The organism is Candidatus Alcyoniella australis (assembly GCA_030765605.1).
GTDB lineage: Bacteria > Lernaellota > Lernaellaia > JAVCCG01 > Alcyoniellaceae > Alcyoniella > Alcyoniella australis.
Window position 1 is genome coordinate 1 of sequence record JAVCCG010000069.1, and the last position, 17,158, is coordinate 17,158.

A 17,158-nucleotide genomic window follows, 5' to 3' on the forward strand; every position below is an offset into this window, starting at 1 on the left:
GCTCGTCGCCGGATTTGGCCAGCGGCGCGCAGGAAAGCCAGACGCTGGTGCCGCGGTATCCGTCGCTGACTCCCAAGCTGTTGGCGAACGCCACGGCCCCGACGTAGTCGCCCGCACCGACCTCGTCGATGTTGCTGATCCGCGGGTCAAAGGCGCGTACGATGCGCTCCATCTCCAGCGCGGTCTCGATCTTCCACTCGGGGGTCAGGGCGGCTGTCTGCTCGTCGTACAGATCGATCGACGCGTTGCGCAACGCAAGGTCCGCGGCCGAGGGCAGCCCGTGATTGTCGTCGTCGCTGACCTCGCGCGCCATGGCCACGGCTTGGCCGACCATCGCCTCCACGGCCTCGTCGCTAAAATCGGTCGAGCTGGCGAAACCCAGACGCTTACCCGCGTAGACTCGCAGACCCACACCCTTGCTCGTGGCCTGGGTGATGTCCTCGATCGCACCGTCGCGCACGCGCACCGAGAAGTCGCGGCCGTTTTGGGTCCAGGCCTCGGCCTGATCCGCGCCTGCCGCGCGCGCCCGATCGACCACTTTCTGGGCAAACTGCTTGAGCTGCTGTATATCCATTGAGTCTTCCACTCCCCTATCGGCCGGTGCCGCCGACGGTCATGCCGTCGATCTTCAGCGTAGCCAGGCCGACCCCCACGGGCACTCCCTGACCGTCCTTGCCGCAAGTGCCGATGCCCGGATCGAGCTCGGCGTCGGAGCCGACCATGCTCACGCGCCCCAGCACCTCGGGACCCACGCCGATCAGCGTCGCGCCCTTGACCGGAGCGGTAATTTTGCCGTCCTCGATCAGGTAGCCCTCGCGCACTTCGAACACGAAGTTGCCGTTGGTGATGTCGACCTGGCCGCCGCCGAAAGTCCGCGCGTAGAAGCCCTTGCTCACCGAGCGGATTACGTCCTCGGGCGCGTCGGTGCCCGCGCTCATGAAGGTGTTGCTCATCCGCGGCAGCGGGATGTGGCGGAAGCTCTCGCGGCGTCCGTTGCCCGTGCGCGGAATGCCCATCAGGTCGGCGTTGAGCCGATCGGACATGTAGCCGGTGAGCACGCCCTTATCGATCAGCACCTTGCGCTGTCCGGGCTCACCCTCGTCGTCCACGTTGTACGATCCGCGACGGCCCGGCAGCGTGGCGTCGTCGATCACGGTCACCAGCTCCGAGGCGACCTGCTGCCCGACCTTGCCCGTGTAGAGGCTGGTCCCCTTGCGGTTGAAGTCGGCCTCGAGCCCGTGGCCCACGGCCTCGTGCAACAGCACGCCGGACCAGCCGTTGGAGAGCACCACGGTCTGCTCGCCCATCGGCGCCTCGCGCGCTCCGAGCTGGGCGATGGCCACGCGCGAGGCCTCGCGGCCCGCGGCCTGGGGCGTAAAGGTCGCGTAGCAATCGAAGCCCACGCGACCGCCGCCGCCGTAGAATCCGGAATGACGTTCGCCATCTTGCTCGGCCACGGCGTAAAGGCTCAGTCGGTTCATCACCAGCTCGTCCGAGACCAGACGGCCGTCGGAGTTGGCCACGGTGAAGCTCTTGGCTCCGTCGAGGAAGCTGCCTTGGACCTGGATCACCCGCTTGTCCAGCCCGCGCGCGGCCTCGTCCCCGGCAATCAGCAGCGCGGCCTTGTCGGCCACGGCCACGTCCCCGGGCAGCAGGCTCACGCGAATGATGCTCGGCGGCGCAACTCGCGTCAGTTTGGCTGCGGTCCGGGCGCTGCCGCTGGCAATGAAGCCTGCGGTGCGGGCAGTCTCGAGCAGCCGTTCGGGCGAGAGGTCATCGGAGTGGGCGTAGCCGACTCGGCCGTCGACGATCACCCGCACGCCCACGCCCTGGGAGATGGAATAGGTGGCGCTGCGAATGCGCTGCTCGTCGAGCACGATCTTGGTCATCGCGTAGCGCTCGTAAAAGACCTCGGCGAACTGCGCCCCGCGCGAGAGCGCTTCGGTGATCAAACGCTCGTAGTCGCGCGTCTCCAGCGGCGATGCCAGCGCCGCGCCGCCCGCAGCCTGCGCCTCGTCCAGGCGCATCGACAGCGCGGCCAGCCCCGCGGCAGATCCGGCGATGAACTCCCTACGGTTGACCGTAAAACTCATGACTGATCCTTTCCCGCTTCCGGTACGTAGCGCTGGTCGCTATCGGCCCGCAGCCGCTTGAACAACAGGTCGATGTCGACGATCCCCTTCTCGGCGAGCAGACCAAGCAGCTCGGCCATCACCTCGGCCTCCAAACCCTGGATCTGCTGGGCCAGAGCCATGATCTCGGGGCGGGCGTCGGGGCTGTAGTGCCGCAGCAGGGCCGCGGCCATTTCGTGATCCGAGACCACGCGGAGATTAACGTTGTAGCCCGACGCGCGGCTGGCCTGATACATCGCGTCGAGGTTGGTCGGGTCGTTGGTGCCCACGACCAACTCGGCCGCGCCCTCCTTGGGCTCCTCGATGGCGATCGGCAGAATGCGGTATTTACGCGCCACTTCGGACGGGATCGTTGCCAACACATCGGGCTGTGCATGGAACCCGCGCAGGTCGAAATACGGACAATCGAAGTACAGCGAGAGAAAGCTCAGCAGTTCCACCTCGGAGATCGCCTTGATCTTGGTCAGCAGGCTGCCCAGCCTGGCCGTGGAGATTTTTTGCAGATCCAGAGCCTTTTCCAACTGCTTGCTGTCGATCAGCCCCCGCTCCAACAACAGCTCGCCGAGCTTCTTGGATTTGTCCTTTATCACTGGTTCTCTCCGTGCGTTGTTCGATCAGAACGTTATACCCGCCGCGAGCGCGGTGCTTCAAGCGGCACAAACGCCAACCAAGATTATTCTACACGACCCGAGCGGCGGATGATCGGCATCAGCCGCCCGCTGATCTCCACCCGGCGTTTCCGGGATTAACGCCTGATGTATACTACGACTCCGATGACAACTCGAAAGACAAGCATCCAATACGGCGCCGATCGCCTGACCCTGCCACCGCTGAACGTGGCCCAGGTGCTGCGTCCCAGGCGGCTGAAAAAACCGCCGCCATCGCAAAACCTGCTGGCCGACGCGCTGCACAATCCGATAGGAACGCCGCGACTGCGCGAGCTGGCCGCGCCAAGCGACCGCGTGTCGATCCTGCTCTCGGACCCGGCGCGTAAATTCTGCAAGGCCCAGATGCTCGACGCGGTGCTCGACGAGCTGCACGCCGCGGGAGTGCCGGACCGCAACATCGGACTGATCATCGCCTGCGGCATGCACCAGCCCACGGTCGAGAAGCGCATCGGCGTACCGCCCGAGCTGCTGGAGCGCTACAGCTTTCAATGGCACGACTGCCAGGACCGCGACAAGCTGAGCCTGATCGGCCTGACCCCGGAGAAGCCGGACTGGACCGCGTATTTGCGCTATTTGCGGAGCATTGCCCGGGTGCAACTCGCCGACCCACTGGCCGGTATTGCCGCCCTGATCCGCGAACTGCGCGAGCGCGACGAAGAGGCCCTGCGCTTTCGCCGTGTTTTCAGTTTACCCGCGCGCCTGGGCGTGGTGCTCGGCGCGTCGCTGCGCACGCCGGTTCAGATCAACCGCGCGGCCCGCGAGTCGGACCTGCTGGTCTGTCTGGGTCAGGTCAAGCCGCACTACTTCGCCGGGTTCGGCGGCGGGGCCAAGAGCGTGCTGCCCGGCATCAGCTCGCGGCTGACCATCGGCGCCAACCACGCGATGAAGACCCATCCGCGCGCGATGCTCGGCATGATCGAGGGCAACGTGGCGCGCCAAGATATGGAGGACGCCGCGCGGCTCTATCGCGGCAAGCTGTTCATCCTCAACGTCTGCCAGGACGCCGCTGGCCGCACCCTGGCCGCGGCCAGCGGCGATGTGGTCCAGGCCCATCGGCAACTGGTCCCCTGGTTGCGCCGCGTCGGACAGGTCAAAGTCGAGCGCCGCACGCCGATCGTCATTGCCGGACAGGGCATGCCCGCGGGGATGAGCCTCTATCAGATGACCAAAACCGTGGCCCCGGCCGCCAAGTGCGTGCAGCCCGGCGGCTGCCTGATCATCGCCGGTCCCTGCCCCGAGGGGCTGGGCGACAGCGCACAGAAATGCGAGGCGATCTTCCGCATCGGCCTAATCAAGTACATGCCCGACAACGTCAAAATCATGCTGGTAAGCGAAATGCGTGACCATCGATTGTTGCGCAACCTGTTCTGCGATCCGTGCGACTCGATGGAGCGGGCGCTGGACCTGGCCTTGGCTCGCTGCGGCCACGACGCCGAGGTCACGGTGCTGCCCAACGCCGGACCGCTGATCCCCGTGGCCCCCGAAGAGGACGAGGCCGACCTACGCTAAGGCACCGCAACAAACGTCTTATAAATAATGCGGGCTAGGGAGTATCCGGGCGTGCGCTGAGGGTCACGCTGAGCTCGAGGGGGGCGCCGTCGCGCCAGACCTTGAAGTTCATCTGTGCGCCGGGCTTGGCCAGTCCGATCACGTTGCGTAGTTGCTCCATGTCGACGATCGGCTCGCCGTCCACCGCGATAATAATGTCACGCGGCTTGATCCCCGCTGCCTGGGCCGGATGCCCGGGTGCGACATCGATCGTCAGCACGCCCGAGGGTTGGTCCAGGCCGAAGTAGCGCGCGAGCTGGGGCGAGAGGTTCTGCATGGTCACGCCGATCCAGCCGCGGCGCGGACGCTCGCCCGAGATCAACGCGCGCACGGTCTCGTCGACCAGGTTGCTCGGAATTGCGAAGCCGATGCCCTGATATCCGCCGTCGGAGCTGGAGATCGCGCTGCTCACGCCGACCAGATTGCCCTCGAGGTCGACCAGCGCGCCGCCGGAGTTGCCCGGGTTGATCGCCGCGTCGGTCTGTAAAAAGTTCTCGTAGGCCGACAATCCCAGCCGCCGGTTCTTGGCGCTGATGATCCCCATGGTCACAGTCTGTCCCACGCCCAGCGGGTTGCCCACCGCAAGCACCAACGCGCCGATGCGCAAACTATCGGAGTCGCCGAAGGTCACCGGCGTCAGCCCGCGGCGGTCGACCTTGAGCAACGTCAGGTCGACCGAGGGCTCGCTGCCCACCACCTGGGCCGACAACTCCTGGCCGGTATGCAGCGTTACGCGGATGTCATCGGCGCGGCTGACCACGTGGTAATTGGTGACGATGTAGCCGTCGTCGCGCACCACGACCCCCGAGCCCAAGCCCTCGCGGTTGCGCGGAGCCGGCGCGGGCAGGAACCACAATGGGGTCTGCGGCTCGCCCCCAAGCTTGGTGGTCGTCACCGTCACCACCGAGGGCAGCACCTTTTCGGCCACGTCGGCGATGGTCGTGTCCAGCGGTACGAGCTGCAGCGGATTCCATTCGGGCTGCGGCTGGACCTGCGGCACCTCGAGCGTCTCTTCGACTCCCCAGCCGAACACGCGCTGCAGCGCGCGGTATGCTCCCACCGCGATTACCGCGATCACCAGCAGTACGGCTACGACCGTGATCAACCGCTGCAGCAGCTTGCGAATGCCTCTGCGTTTGGGCTTTTCCTCGGCTTGGGGCTTGTCCGGCTCGCTCAAAACAACCTCGTATTTAGGGTCGATTACTGAGTTTATCACGATGCCAAGCAGTGTGCTATTGTGCTCTAACTATGGCGAGAAACATCGCAATTCTGACGTTGTGCGCGGCCCTGATCCTGGCCGCGGCCGGTTGCCCCAAACGTTTGCCGACCCCGGAGCAGGCCAAACCCGGTGAGCAATCGACGTTGCTGGCCGTGGGTTGGAGCGCCGGTCCGATCGTGGATGTGGACCGCGCTCTGGTGCACAGCGGCCGCGGTGTGCTGCTGATCGGCGAGCAGGGCACGTGGGTCGAACATCCGCTGCAATACCAGTCACCGTCGTGGGCTCTGTACAACGCTCGGCGCATCGGCGAGCGGACGCTGGTACTTGGTTTTGACGAGCAGGCGGCGCAGCCCCTGGCGTGGTGGTACGACGCGGGCCGGATCGAGCGGATCAAGACCGCGCAGTGTTCAGATGCGTTTCTCAGCGACTGCGATCAGGGGCCCGACGGCGTGCTGCGCTGTGTGGGCTGGAGCGCCGAGCGCAACCCGGTCACGGCCGAAATCAAGACCGGCGTCCTGACCTGCGAGCCGCAACCCGCGCTTGAGCTTCCGACGTTGCTGCACCGCGTGGAATGCTACGGACAGGAGCGCGCACTGGCCGTGGGCGAGTACGTGGTCGGTCCCGGCCCCGGCTCACGCGGCCTGCTGTACAGCCTCGACCAGGGAAGTTGGAGTGCGATCAATCCGGTGGGAGTCGCGAGTTCGTGGTCGCTCTACGCCGCGGACTTGGCGGAGGACGGCAGCGGATATTTGGTCGGCGTGGATCACGAGCGGACCCAGGGTTTACTGATGCGTTGGAATGGCCATGCATTGACGCGTATCGACCTGCCGCGTTACGCCCAGAGCTGGTCGATCAACGACTTGGACTGCGATGATGCAGGGCGCTGCCTGCTCGCCGCGAGTTTATTTCCGGGCGAGGGGCTGCTGCTGTTATGGCGCGGCGACGACGTAATCGAACTCAGCGCGCTGCACCCGAACCGGCTGCACAGATTCGAGCGCATCCAGCGGCTGTCGGGCGGCGGGCTGGCGCTGTGCGGCTCGGGCGTATCCGATGGTTTTGGGTTTGTGATGCTGCAACAGGCCGGAACGCAACGGCTGGTCGAATTCCCCGAGCTCGGCGCGTCCGGCGGCTATGCGATCAGCGCGATCTGCGAGCTGCCGCCCGCGACGCAAGCACCGTGAAGGTGCCTTAGCCAGCGCCTAACAATATTGTTGAACCAACAATATTACCCACCCACCTTGAACGCTCGGGCGAGCTCGATCGTGGCGGCGCGCGGCTCATTGGCCTTTGACACCGCGGTGATCACCGCGGCCATCTGCGCGCCGGTCGCGGCAATGTCAGCGACGTTGGAAGCGTCGATCCCGCCGATGGCCACTACCGGCTTGATAATCGCGGAGCAGACCTCGGCCAGCATTTCCACGCCGCGCGGTGCGTCGTCGGAGCCCTTGGTGCGCGCCGAATACACCGGTCCGAAGGCCACGTAGTCCGCGCCCGCGGCTTGGGCCGCGCGCGCCTGTTGCAAATCGTGGGAGCTGATGCCGACCAGCGCGCCCGCGCCGAGCATTCGCCGCACGCGCTGGATGGGCCAATCATCGAGATCCTCCTGCCCCAGGTGCACGGCCTGGGCGCCGGAGTCGGCGGCAGCCTGCGGATCGTCGTTGATGAAAAGCGGCACGCCGCGCGGTGCGCAAAGCTGCGCCATCTCGCGGGCCAACTGCGTCAGCTCTTCGCGCGCTCGTCCCTTGGCGCGCAGCTGCAGAGCCACGGCGCCGCCGGCCAACGCCTCGGCCGCCAGCCACAACGCGCCCTGCGGCAGATCTTGCGGCAGATGATCCAAATCGACTATCACGTACAGACCGCGACGCAGCATCAGGCTTCGAGATCCAGATCCTTGATCTTGCGTCGCAGGGTGTTGCGGTGGATGCCCAACAGCTTGGCCGCCGCTACTTGGTTGCCCAGGCACTGATCGAGCGCCGCTCTGATCAGCGGCCGCTCCACGCACTGGATCACCGTGCCGTACAGGCCGTTGCCCTCGCATTGGGCCGCCTGATTGACGAACTTGCGCAGCCGCGGCTCCACGAGCTGCTCCAACGATTGCGCCTGCTGAATCGGAGTTGTCTGCTTTACACTGCTCATCTCGGTCCTCTATCGAACGCCGAATCCGAAGACCCGGGAAAGAACTCATACACCAAGCGCCGTACCTCGTCGACGCTGGACAAGCGCATCGCCCTGCGCCTGAACTCGGCCACGCCCTGGATCCCGCGTGCGTACCAACCCAGGTGCTTGCGAAAGCTGCGCAGCGCCTCGGGCCCGCCGACTTCCAGGGCTAGATCCATGTGCCGCAGCAGCACTGCTCCGCGCTGTGCGACCGTGGGCGGCGCAGGCTCGGGCCGGCCGTCGAGTGCCGCTCGTACGCGGCGGAAGATCCACGGATCGCCCAACGCCGCACGGCCGATCATCACCCGATCGCACCCGGTCTGTTCGACCATCCGCAGGGCGTCGGCCCCGCTGCGCAGATCGCCGTTGCCGGTCACCGGGATCGACAGCTCGCTCACCAGCTGGGCGATCAGCCGCCAGTCCGCGGGTTGATCGTAGCCGCCGTGAAAGCGCGGATGCAGGATCACGCGATTCAGCCCGGCCTGCTCGGCCAAGCGACCGATGAGCACGGCCCGCGGCTCGCTACGCCGCCAGCCCGCGCGCAACTTGACGCTCAGCGGCAGCCCCTGCGCTGCCTGCCTTGTCATCTCAAAGAGCTTCGCCGCTCGCTGTTCGTCGAGCATCAACGCCAGCCCGGCCCCGGTTTTAACGACTTTGCGCACCGGGCAGGCCAAGTTGAGGTCGATGGCGTCCGCGCCTTGCTCGACGACAATCCGTGCAGCCTGCGCCACGATCAAGGGATCGGCCCCAAACAGCTGAACCACCAACGGCCGCTCGCGATCGTCGCGAAAGAACATCCGTCGCGAACGTCGGTCGTTCCTGACCAACCCCACGGCGCTGACCATCTCGCTGAACACCTGGTCCGGCCCGCCGATGAGCTTGGCGATCAGTCGGAACGGTCCGTCGCTCACACCCGCGAGCGGGGCGCAGTCCAGGCCGATCATCTCAATCGTTGTCGCTCTGTTCCCAATGCTATGGTTCCCACCCCGGGCGCCGGGGTTGGGCGATCGAGTATAGCGCCTGACTTATTGCCCTCCAAATTTAATCGTCCTTGAGCCGAACACCGTTTGTATTGACGTCGTTTTCCACCGGCTCTAGTCTGGCAAAGATGTTAATCCGTAAAATCACGCTGATCTGCCTGCTGCTCGCGGTGCTGTGCCTAGCCGGATGCCACAAGCACGTGACGCCGGAATACGAGCAGCTCGGACCGCCACCGGCGGACGATGAGCCGCTGCCCGGCCTGCCGCCGGAACTGCTTGACGGATTGCCGACGCCCACGCCCGGCGAGGGCCCGGCTCGCGTACTCTCGCTGCCCGGAAAGCCGCCGCAGATCGCCGAGGAATACGACATTCCGGTGCCGATAAACGATCAGGTCAAACGTTGGATCGACTACTTCATCGGCCCGGGCTCCAAGCAGTTCGAGCTGTGGCTGGCGCGCTCGGCAACCTACCTGCCGCTGATCTGGCAGAACCTGGACACCCAGGGCATGCCGCGCGACCTGGCGGCCGTGGTCTACGTCGAGAGCGGCTACGACCCGCTGGCGGTCTCACGCAGCCAGGCCGTGGGCCTCTGGCAGTTCCTGGAAACCACGGCCGAGATCAACGGCCTGCGCGTTGACCTCTGGATCGACGAGCGGATAGATCCGCGACGCTCGACCGAGGCTGCGGGCAACTACATGCGCTACCTCTATGAACAGTTCGGCGACTGGCACCTGGCGATGGCCGCCTACAACGGCGGCGAGGGCACAGTGCGTCGCGGGCTGTCCGCCTCGGGCTGCGTCGACTTCTGGACCCTGGCGCGCACCAACTACATCTCGGCCCAGACCCGCGACTACGTGCCCAAGATCCTCGCCGCGGCGGTGATCATGCACGACCCGGCGGGCTACGGCTTCGTCGATGTGCCCTGGCAGGGGCCGTTGGTGTTCGAGACGGTGAGCGTGCCCGACTCGTTCTCGCTCAAGTTTCTCGCGGCCTGCGCCGGGACCGACGCCGACACCCTGCTGGCGCTCAACCCGGCACTGCTCACGCCGTTCACCCCGCCGAACTATCCGGGCTACTCCATGCGCGTGCCCGCAGGCACGGCCGACAATTTCTACTTGCGCTTCCGCGCGGTGCCCGACCGTAAGAAACTAACCTACCGCATGCTGCGCGTGCGGCAGGACGAAACTCTGCAATCGATCGCCGGCCACTACCAGACACACATCGAGGCCTTAAGCTCGGTCAACGGTCTGCGGCCAGGCGACGAAGTTCAGCCCGGCGACTTGCTGATCGTGCCGATCCCCTACGACGCGGCGCGGCGCGAGAAGTTCAGCGACCGGCTGGGGCACGGCGGCCCGGCGCACATCGTGACCCACGTGGTGCGCAAAGGCGACACGCTGTTCTCGATCACCAAGCGTTACAACGTCTCGATCTCCGAGCTGTGCTCGGCCAATCGCATCACGCCCGAGACCCCGCTGAGCCCGGGGCAGACCTTGATCGTGGTGCGTAGCGGCTCTTCGCCGCAGACCAGCATCCGACCCGGCGACGGCGCGGCGCGGGCGTTCAATCTGCGGCAGTCGAACAACGTAATCGAGCACCGCATCGAGCCCGGCCAGACATTCACGGCCATCGCGCGGATCTACAACACTTCGGTCGAGGCGCTGTGCGAGGCCAACGACATGCGCCCCCACGATCCGCTCTACGCCGGGCAGACGATCAAGGTCCGCGTACCGCCGGGTTATCAGGCGCACCAGGCGCCGCAGCCTGCGTCGGAGGGCGACTCCAAGCTGGTGCGCGTTGAGGTCCAGACCGGCGACACGCTGTACTCGCTGGCGAGTTACTTCGATGTCACCGTGGGCGAGATCATGTTGTGGAACAACCTCAAACCCGGCGAGCAGATCAAGATTGGACAGATCCTCAGCATCATCGTCGGGCCCTGAACCCCGCAACGCGCTGCGATCCACAGGCGTGGGCGCCGCGCTGCTATTGCTGCACGCGCCGCTTTGCTATTTGGCGTTCTGGCTGGTCTACAAACCGCTGCTGGCCCTGGCGCTGGTCGTGCTGTGCATCGCGGCCTGGATTGCTCCACGGCTGAGCCGCCGCGTGCCACGACTCTTCAAAGTCTGGCTGGCGATCTATTACCTGGGAGTAGTTGTGGGGTTGGTGCTCCCCTCGTTCTTCCTGCGGATGATCCACCTCTGGTGCGTGGCGTTGCCCGCCCTGCTGGCGCTGGCCGCACTGATCTGCGCACGCCGCCGGATCCCCGGACTGCTGGTCGGCCTGTGCGTGTTGGGTCTGGCGCTGTGGCTGGCCGCGCCCATGCGCCTCGAGCACTTGATCGTCATCGCGGTCCTGGGCTCTGCGGGCTTGGCCCTGGGCCTGGTCCACGCGTTCTCCGCGCTGCCGCGGCGCTCCATCGCCTTTGCGGTCTACGGCGCGCTCAGCGCACTGATGCTGATGTCGTTTCTCTCCAGCGTGCCTACCTGGCGCACCGACGAGGTGCTGGCCCAACCCGGCGTGCGGCCGCTGTATCTGGCCGCGGACCGCGATTCCCCGCTCTATGAACTGATCGGCCGCGGCAGCGAGCCGCGCTTCGCCTTGATCGCCCCGGACCTGCAACACGCCTTGATCGGCGTGCGCGGCGAACGTCCGGGGATCGTGGTCCGTGATCGCAACGACGCCGCGCGCTCATGGCGGCTGGAGTTCGAGGGCGACGTGTCGGACAACGCGGTCTGGGACATTGAGGCCGGGTTGCTGATCGCCGCGGACTACGGAGCGAACCGCCTGCGCAGCTTTGACCTGCACGACCTGCGCACCGAGCGTGTGGACGTGCCCTCCCCGGCCAAGCTGCCCGGGCTGTGGCGCATCAGCGAGGACGGCGCGACCCTGCTGCTGCTGCACGACGCGACATCCGAGGTCTACTCGATCGACCCGCTGACCCTCGCGGTGCGCGGCGCGGTGAGCGTGGGCTGGAACGCGGCGCTGGTGCTCGACCAGGCGCGCGGCAAGGCCTGGCAGATGAGCAACACCGGCGTGCTGACCCAGCTGGACCTTGCCGACCTGACCCCCGGACGGCAGACGCGGATCAAGGGCTTCACCTACTTCAACCTGGCCCTGGACCCGCGTGAGCCCGCGCTGTACGTGGCCTCGATGAGCACCGGCGAGCTGGTGGTGTTTGACCCGCAGACCCTCGAGGTCAAGCGCCGCGCAATACTCGACCGCGGCATCCGCCAGTTGGCGCTGCTGCCCGGCGGCGAGCTGGCCGTGGCCGACTTCCTCCACGGCGAGCTGCTGATTGTCGACAGCGCGACCCTGAGGGTACGCTCGCGGATCCAGACCGGCCCGCGTCCGCGCTGGCCCGCGCTGGCGCCGGATGGCCGCAGCCTGACATTCGCCTCGGCCCTGGGCGCGTTCGAGATCGATCTCGATGCCCTGGAACCGAGCACGGAAAAGTGACAACCTATTCGCCGTCTACCTGATTCGGAGGAGAACGCGATGAGTAAGCCGCTGGACTTCGTCACCAATGAGCTGAACGAGGCGCGAGCCAAGAACCTGTTTCGTCCGCTGAAGATCGTCTCGGGCATGCAGGGCGCGCGCACGGTGATCGACGGCCGCGAGGTGATCAACCTCTCGAGCAACAACTACCTGGGCCTGACCAAGCATCCCAAGGTGATCGAGGCTGCGCTTAAGGCCGTGCGCGAAATCGGCGCGGGCGCGGGCGCGGTACGCACGATCATCGGCACCCTGGAGCTGCACGACCGGCTGGAAAAAAAGATCGCGCAGTGGAAGAACGTCGAGGCCGCGCTGGTCTTCCAGTCCGGGTTCTGCGCCAACCAGGGCACCATCGTCGCGCTGGTCGGCCGCGACGATCTGATCTACTCCGATCAGCTCAGCCACGCCTCGATCATCGACGGCTGCCGTCTGTCGCGGGCCAAGATCGAGGTCTACGAGCACTCCAACGTCGACTCGCTACGCGAGCTGTGTCAGCGCCACCACGACCGCGACTGTAAAAAGCTGCTGGTCACCGACTCTGTATTCTCGATGGACGGCGACATCGCGCCGCTGCCCGCCATCGCGGAAATCGCCGCGGAGTACGGGCTGATCACCTTTGTGGACGACGCCCACGCCTCGGGCGTGTTGGGCGAGGCCGGCCGCGGATCGGTGGATCACTTCGGCCTGCACGGCAAAATCGACATGGTGATGGGCACGCTGTCCAAGGCGATCGGCGTGATGGGCGGCTATATCGTGGGCTCGCGCGACCTGATCGACTATTTGATTATGCGCTCGCGGCCGATGCTGTTCTCTACGGCCACGCCGCCCGCGGTCCCCGCGGCGACCATCGCGGCGATCGAAGTAATGGAGACCGAGCCGCAGCACCAGCAGCGGCTGTGGAGCAACGTCGAGTTCTTCCGCGGCGAGCTGCGCACCCTGGGCTTTGACTGCGGCAATCCCGAGACGCCGATCACGCCGGTGATCGTCGGCGACGAGTCGCTGGCCAACACCTTCTCCGACGAGCTGTACGCTCAGGGAGTATTCGCCCAGGGGATCATCTTCCCCACAGTACCGCGCGGCACCGGCCGTGTGCGCACGATCATGACCTCGATGCACTCGCGCGAAGATCTGGAACAGGCGCTCGAGACCTTTGCCAAGGTCGGCAAGCAACTGTCGATCATCTAGTCGAGGTGATGAGCGCGCTGGACTGCACTGCGCCCGAGCGGCGACAATAGGCGATCGTGCGCGCAGTACTGATCAACCCGCCGTTCGACTACTTCCCCACCGGCTCGGGGCGCTGGATAAGTTACGCCCGGCCGCCGCTGGGGATCGCCTACCTCGCCGCGGCGCTACGGCGCGATCTGCCCGGCGTCGAGGTGACGCTGATGGACGAGATCGTCCATCGCCACGAGCCGGACGAGCTGCTGCGAATCGTGGCCGGACTGCGGCCGGACCTGGTCGGCGTTTCGACGGTTACGCCGACGGTCGACACCGCGCTACGCATCGCCCAGGGGCTGCGGCCGCTGCTGCCCGATGCGCTGCTCGTGGCCGGCGGACCGCACTCCACCGTGCGCCCCGGCGACCTGCTGCAAAGCTTTGACGCGGCGGTGGTCGGCGAGGGCGAGCAAACGATCGTCGAACTGGCGCGGCGGCATCTGGCGGGCGAGGCGCTGGAGGGCACTCCGGGCGCGGCCCTGTTGCGCGAGGGCGAGACGATCTGCGAACCCGGTGGCTTTATCGAGCCGATGGACTCGATCCCGTTCCCGGCCCGCGACCTGCTGCCCCAACAGCGCTACTTCCACTCCTACCCCTACCGCGTGCCGCGCGGGATTTTCACCACCCAGTTCACCAGCCGCGGCTGTCCGTTCAACTGCGCGTTCTGCGGCTCGCACACGCTGTGGGGCAAGCTGCGCACCTTTAGCCTCGATTACGTCAAGGCCGAGATCGACCACGTGGTGCAGGAACACGGCGCAAGCCTGGTGTTTTTCGACGACGACCACTTCACCGCCGACGCGCAACGCGCGCTGGAGATCTGCGAACACCTCGAGCGCTACGGCAAGCGTCTGCGCTGGATCTGCCACAGCCACCTGACCGCGCTCAAACCGCAGATGCTCGAGGCGATGCGCCGCGCGGGCTGCGTCGAGATCCAAGTCGGGGTCGAGTCCGGCGACGACGAGATCCTCAAGTCGATGGGCCGACCGTACAAATCCAGCCAAGTGCGCGAGGTGTTCGCCGACGCGCGCAAGGCCGGGATCAACCTCTGGGCCACATACATTTTAGGCTTCCCCGGCGAGACGCGGCGCACGATCCGCTCGACCCTCGATCTGGCGCTGCAGACCAACCCGGCCTACGCCAGCTTCATCGTGCTGCTGCCCTTCCCCGGCGCGCGGGTTTTCGACCGCATGGTGTCCCAGGGCTACCTGCTGCACCAAGATTGGAAGCGCTACTCGTGGCACTTCAGCCCGGTGTTCAGCCTGCCCGATCTCAGCGCCGACGATCTGGTAACCGAGCGCGCGCGCTGCATGCGCAAGTTCTATTTGCGGCCGCGCAAACTGGCGCAGATCGCCTGGCACGTGCTGCACGCCGGACGGATGCGCGAGATGCTGCGTAACTTCCTAGCCTGGGCCAGCCTGGCGCTGCGCTCCAAGCGGCTGATGAGCGGGCGATGATTCTACTGGTGGTGCCACGGATGTTCAGCCTGACGCGCACGCCGCCGTTGGGTCTGGGTTACATCGCCGGTGCGCTAAGCGCCGTTGGTCGCGAGGTGCGGCTGCTCGATTTAAACTTCTCCGAGGACCAGCGCGTCCTGGCCGCGACTTTGGCCGACCCGGCGCTGGAGTGGGTCGGGCTGAACAACAACGTTCAGAACCAGTCCGGCGCGCACAGCGCCGCGCAAATGATCCGCGAGCTGCGGCCCGACGCGCCGATCGTGCTCGGCGGCTCCTGGCCCACGCTATTTGCAGAGCGCGCGCTGGAGCAGACCGGAGCGTTCGCCGCGGTGCTCGGCGAGTCCGAGGAGACGGTGGTCGAGCTCGCGCAGGCCCTGGCCGATGGCGGCGACTTGGAGCAGGTGGACGGCATCGTCTATCGCAGTGCCCAGGGCGAGCCGCGCCGCACCGCGCCGCGCGCCGCGCCCGACCTGGCCAAGCTGCCCTGGCCGCGCTGGGATCTGATTCCGCCCAAGCGCTACTCGGCGATCCCCTGGCAGGCGATCCGCCGCGGCAAAGTGGTGACCACCTTAATCACCGGACGCGGCTGCCCCTACAACTGCACCTACTGCGCGGCCTCGGTGGTCACCGGCAAACGCTGGCGGCCGCGACCGATGCCCGACGTGCTCGACGAGCTGCAGATGCTGATCGACAAACACGGCGTGGACGAGCTGCACATTCTCGACGACAACTTCATCGGCAGCCGCGACCACGCGCAGGCATTCTGCGAGGGCCTGATCGAGCGCAAGATGCAACTGCACTGGAAGACGCCCAACGGCGTGCGCGCCGACGCCATCGACGCCGAGCTGCTGGCGCTGATGCGCCGCTCGGGCTGCTACATGCTGGGCTTCGGCATCGAGTCCGGCGACCCGGCGGTGCTGCGGCGCAACAAGAAGCCGCTTGATCTCGATGCCGCGCGACGCGCCGTCGAGCTCACGCGCGAGGCGGGGATCCTGACCTTCGGCTACTTCATCCTCGGCCTGCCCGGCGACAACGAGCAAACCATCGAGCGCACGGTGCGCTGGGCCCTGGACGCCCCTTTAGACCTGGCGAACTTCAGCTACTGCATTCCATATCCAGGATGCGAGCTGTTCGAGGGGCTGGACGAGCAGACCAAGCGCAACGTGATCAGCCGCAGCTACCACTTCGCACCGGTGCAACTCAGCGATGTGCCCCTGCCGCGTTTGCGCACGCTGTTCCGCCGCGCCTGGTTGCGCTTCTTTTTGCGGTTTGGCCCGCTGACCACAGTGGCGCGTTTCATCCGGCCGGTCACGGCCTACGCCCTACTGCGCATCTCGTTCTACTACTTCGGCAGCAAGGTTCGGTTGCCGCGCACGGACGACAAAAACTAACGAATAGTCCGGTCCTTGAGCGCCTTGGGCCCGCCCACGGGCGCGGCGAAAAATCCCAGATGATTACCCACGATCCGCTCGCCGCCCTCGCCGCGATGGCCCGAGGGCGAGTTGAGCGCGCGGCAGCCAGTGCCCGCGGCCGAGCAGATTACCAGCGTGCTCGAGCCGCCGCCGTCGAGGTTCAGCGCGCTGTAGCAGCCCAGCTCGAGCATCAGCCTCGCCATTTGAGTCAGGCGCAGTCCCACCGAATAGCCCGGCTGCCTGCCGTCGACCACCACCAGGTATAGCGTGCGCCCCGCGCGATCCAGGCCCACGGCCGTGCGCGGCTGGCGCAGCAGGTCCAGCGGATGGGTGCTCTTTCCCTGCCAAACCAGCAGCGGCCTGCCGCTGATCAGTTGTCCTGCGGGCTGCTCGGGCATCGGCGGCTGCAACAGCTCGGCGCGACCGTCGCGCAGCAGCAGGGCCGGAAACCCGACGTCGGGTGAGTAGCTCACGCCGCGCGAGCGTGCCGCGCCCGCCACGTCGCACGGCTCACCCTCGGACTCGATGGGGAACGGCGCAAAGAAGTCGCCGTTGATCGCCAGCTGCAAGTCGTATTGCTCGGCGAAACTGCTGGTGCGCGCCGCGTCGAGTTCCAGCGGTCGCGATCCGTTGTCCGGTGTAACCAGCGGCTGGACCCACTGCGCCCGCAGGTCCACACGCACAATAAAGATTTTTAAAAAATCGGGCTGCTCAAGCTCAACGCGCCACAGATCGACACCGTTAAACAGCGGCTGGAAATCGCGCGGCTCGGGCAGGATCGAGCGGGCCGCGGCCGGGCAGGCCGCAAGGCCGATCAGCAGCAGCACAAGCAGGGTCGGGACAGCGTTTCGAATCTGCATTGCCGACGATCCAACCCGAGGCTG

The 17,158-nt window shown here is 66.3% G+C and carries 15 protein-coding genes; 7 read left to right on the top strand and 8 right to left on the bottom strand.

Annotated elements, in window-relative coordinates; translation table 11 throughout:
• The 3 genes from P9M14_07630 to P9M14_07640 form a co-directional block, all read right to left on the bottom strand.
• Nucleotides 1-574: DNA gyrase modulator (locus P9M14_07630; protein ID MDP8255601.1), on the bottom strand; the 574-nt coding region annotated here is incomplete at its 3' end.
• A 16-nt stretch (nt 575-590) separates the two neighbouring features.
• On the bottom strand, nt 591-2,093 hold the full coding sequence (locus tag P9M14_07635; protein MDP8255602.1) for a metallopeptidase TldD-related protein: 1,503 nt from the start codon (nt 2,091-2,093) through the stop codon (nt 591-593).
• Nucleotides 2,090-2,722 carry a hypothetical protein gene (locus tag P9M14_07640; GenBank protein ID MDP8255603.1) on the bottom strand — a complete coding sequence of 211 codons (633 nt, stop codon included), beginning with the start codon at nt 2,720-2,722 and terminating at the stop codon, nt 2,090-2,092. The genes P9M14_07635 and P9M14_07640 overlap by 4 nt, the downstream gene beginning before the upstream one ends.
• A 183-nt stretch (nt 2,723-2,905) precedes the next feature.
• Here P9M14_07640 and P9M14_07645 point away from each other — a divergent pair, with 183 nt between their 5' ends.
• On the top strand, nt 2,906-4,309 hold the full coding sequence (locus P9M14_07645; GenBank protein MDP8255604.1) for a lactate racemase domain-containing protein: 1,404 nt from the start codon (nt 2,906-2,908) through the stop codon (nt 4,307-4,309).
• Between the two features lie 34 nt (nt 4,310-4,343).
• On the opposite strand, the gene P9M14_07650 is transcribed toward P9M14_07645, so the two are convergent.
• Nucleotides 4,344-5,525 (bottom strand): trypsin-like peptidase domain-containing protein, encoded by a 1,182-nt coding sequence (locus tag P9M14_07650; GenBank protein MDP8255605.1) that lies wholly within the window; start codon nt 5,523-5,525, stop codon nt 4,344-4,346.
• 71 nt (nt 5,526-5,596) lie between these two features.
• Between P9M14_07650 and P9M14_07655 the strand changes: the two genes are divergently transcribed.
• Entirely contained in the window at nt 5,597-6,748 is a 1,152-nt protein-coding gene (locus P9M14_07655; protein MDP8255606.1) for a hypothetical protein, read from the top strand.
• Between the two features lie 44 nt (nt 6,749-6,792).
• On the opposite strand, the gene thiE is transcribed toward P9M14_07655, so the two are convergent.
• The 3 genes from thiE to P9M14_07670 are packed head-to-tail and all read right to left on the bottom strand — an operon-like array spanning nt 6,793 to nt 8,668.
• A complete protein-coding gene (thiE, locus tag P9M14_07660; GenBank protein ID MDP8255607.1) occupies nt 6,793-7,437 on the bottom strand; it encodes a thiamine phosphate synthase in 645 nt (214 codons plus the stop codon).
• Nucleotides 7,437-7,703: a helix-turn-helix domain-containing protein gene (locus tag P9M14_07665; GenBank protein ID MDP8255608.1), complete on the bottom strand. Its 267-nt coding sequence runs from the start codon at nt 7,701-7,703 to the stop codon at nt 7,437-7,439. Before P9M14_07665 ends, thiE begins: the two co-directional genes overlap by 1 nt.
• Nucleotides 7,700-8,668, bottom strand: coding sequence for a tRNA-dihydrouridine synthase (locus P9M14_07670; protein MDP8255609.1), 969 nt, complete (start codon nt 8,666-8,668; stop codon nt 7,700-7,702). The genes P9M14_07665 and P9M14_07670 overlap by 4 nt, the downstream gene beginning before the upstream one ends.
• Before the next feature lie 164 nt (nt 8,669-8,832).
• Here P9M14_07670 and P9M14_07675 point away from each other — a divergent pair, with 164 nt between their 5' ends.
• Genes P9M14_07675 through P9M14_07695 form a run of 5 tightly spaced genes read left to right on the top strand, consistent with a single transcriptional unit; the run spans nt 8,833 to nt 16,253 of the window.
• Nucleotides 8,833-10,641 carry a LysM peptidoglycan-binding domain-containing protein gene (locus P9M14_07675; protein MDP8255610.1) on the top strand — a complete coding sequence of 603 codons (1,809 nt, stop codon included), beginning with the start codon at nt 8,833-8,835 and terminating at the stop codon, nt 10,639-10,641.
• A gap of 28 nt (nt 10,642-10,669) precedes the next feature.
• Nucleotides 10,670-12,157, top strand: a complete 1,488-nt coding sequence (locus P9M14_07680; protein ID MDP8255611.1) for a hypothetical protein — start codon at nt 10,670-10,672, stop codon at nt 12,155-12,157.
• 39 nt (nt 12,158-12,196) lie between these two features.
• The gene (locus P9M14_07685) at nt 12,197-13,378 is read left to right on the top strand and encodes a glycine C-acetyltransferase (protein MDP8255612.1); all 1,182 of its coding nucleotides are present in this window, start codon (nt 12,197-12,199) and stop codon (nt 13,376-13,378) included.
• Between the two features lie 56 nt (nt 13,379-13,434).
• Entirely contained in the window at nt 13,435-14,862 is a 1,428-nt protein-coding gene (locus tag P9M14_07690) for a radical SAM protein (GenBank protein ID MDP8255613.1), read from the top strand.
• Complete coding sequence (locus P9M14_07695) at nt 14,859-16,253, top strand: radical SAM protein (protein ID MDP8255614.1); 1,395 nt, start codon at nt 14,859-14,861, stop codon at nt 16,251-16,253. The genes P9M14_07690 and P9M14_07695 overlap by 4 nt, the downstream gene beginning before the upstream one ends.
• On the opposite strand, the gene P9M14_07700 is transcribed toward P9M14_07695, so the two are convergent.
• Complete coding sequence (locus P9M14_07700; GenBank protein MDP8255615.1) at nt 16,250-17,134, bottom strand: phosphodiester glycosidase family protein; 885 nt, start codon at nt 17,132-17,134, stop codon at nt 16,250-16,252. The genes P9M14_07695 and P9M14_07700 overlap by 4 nt on opposite strands.
• Nucleotides 17,135-17,158 lie beyond the last annotated feature (24 nt).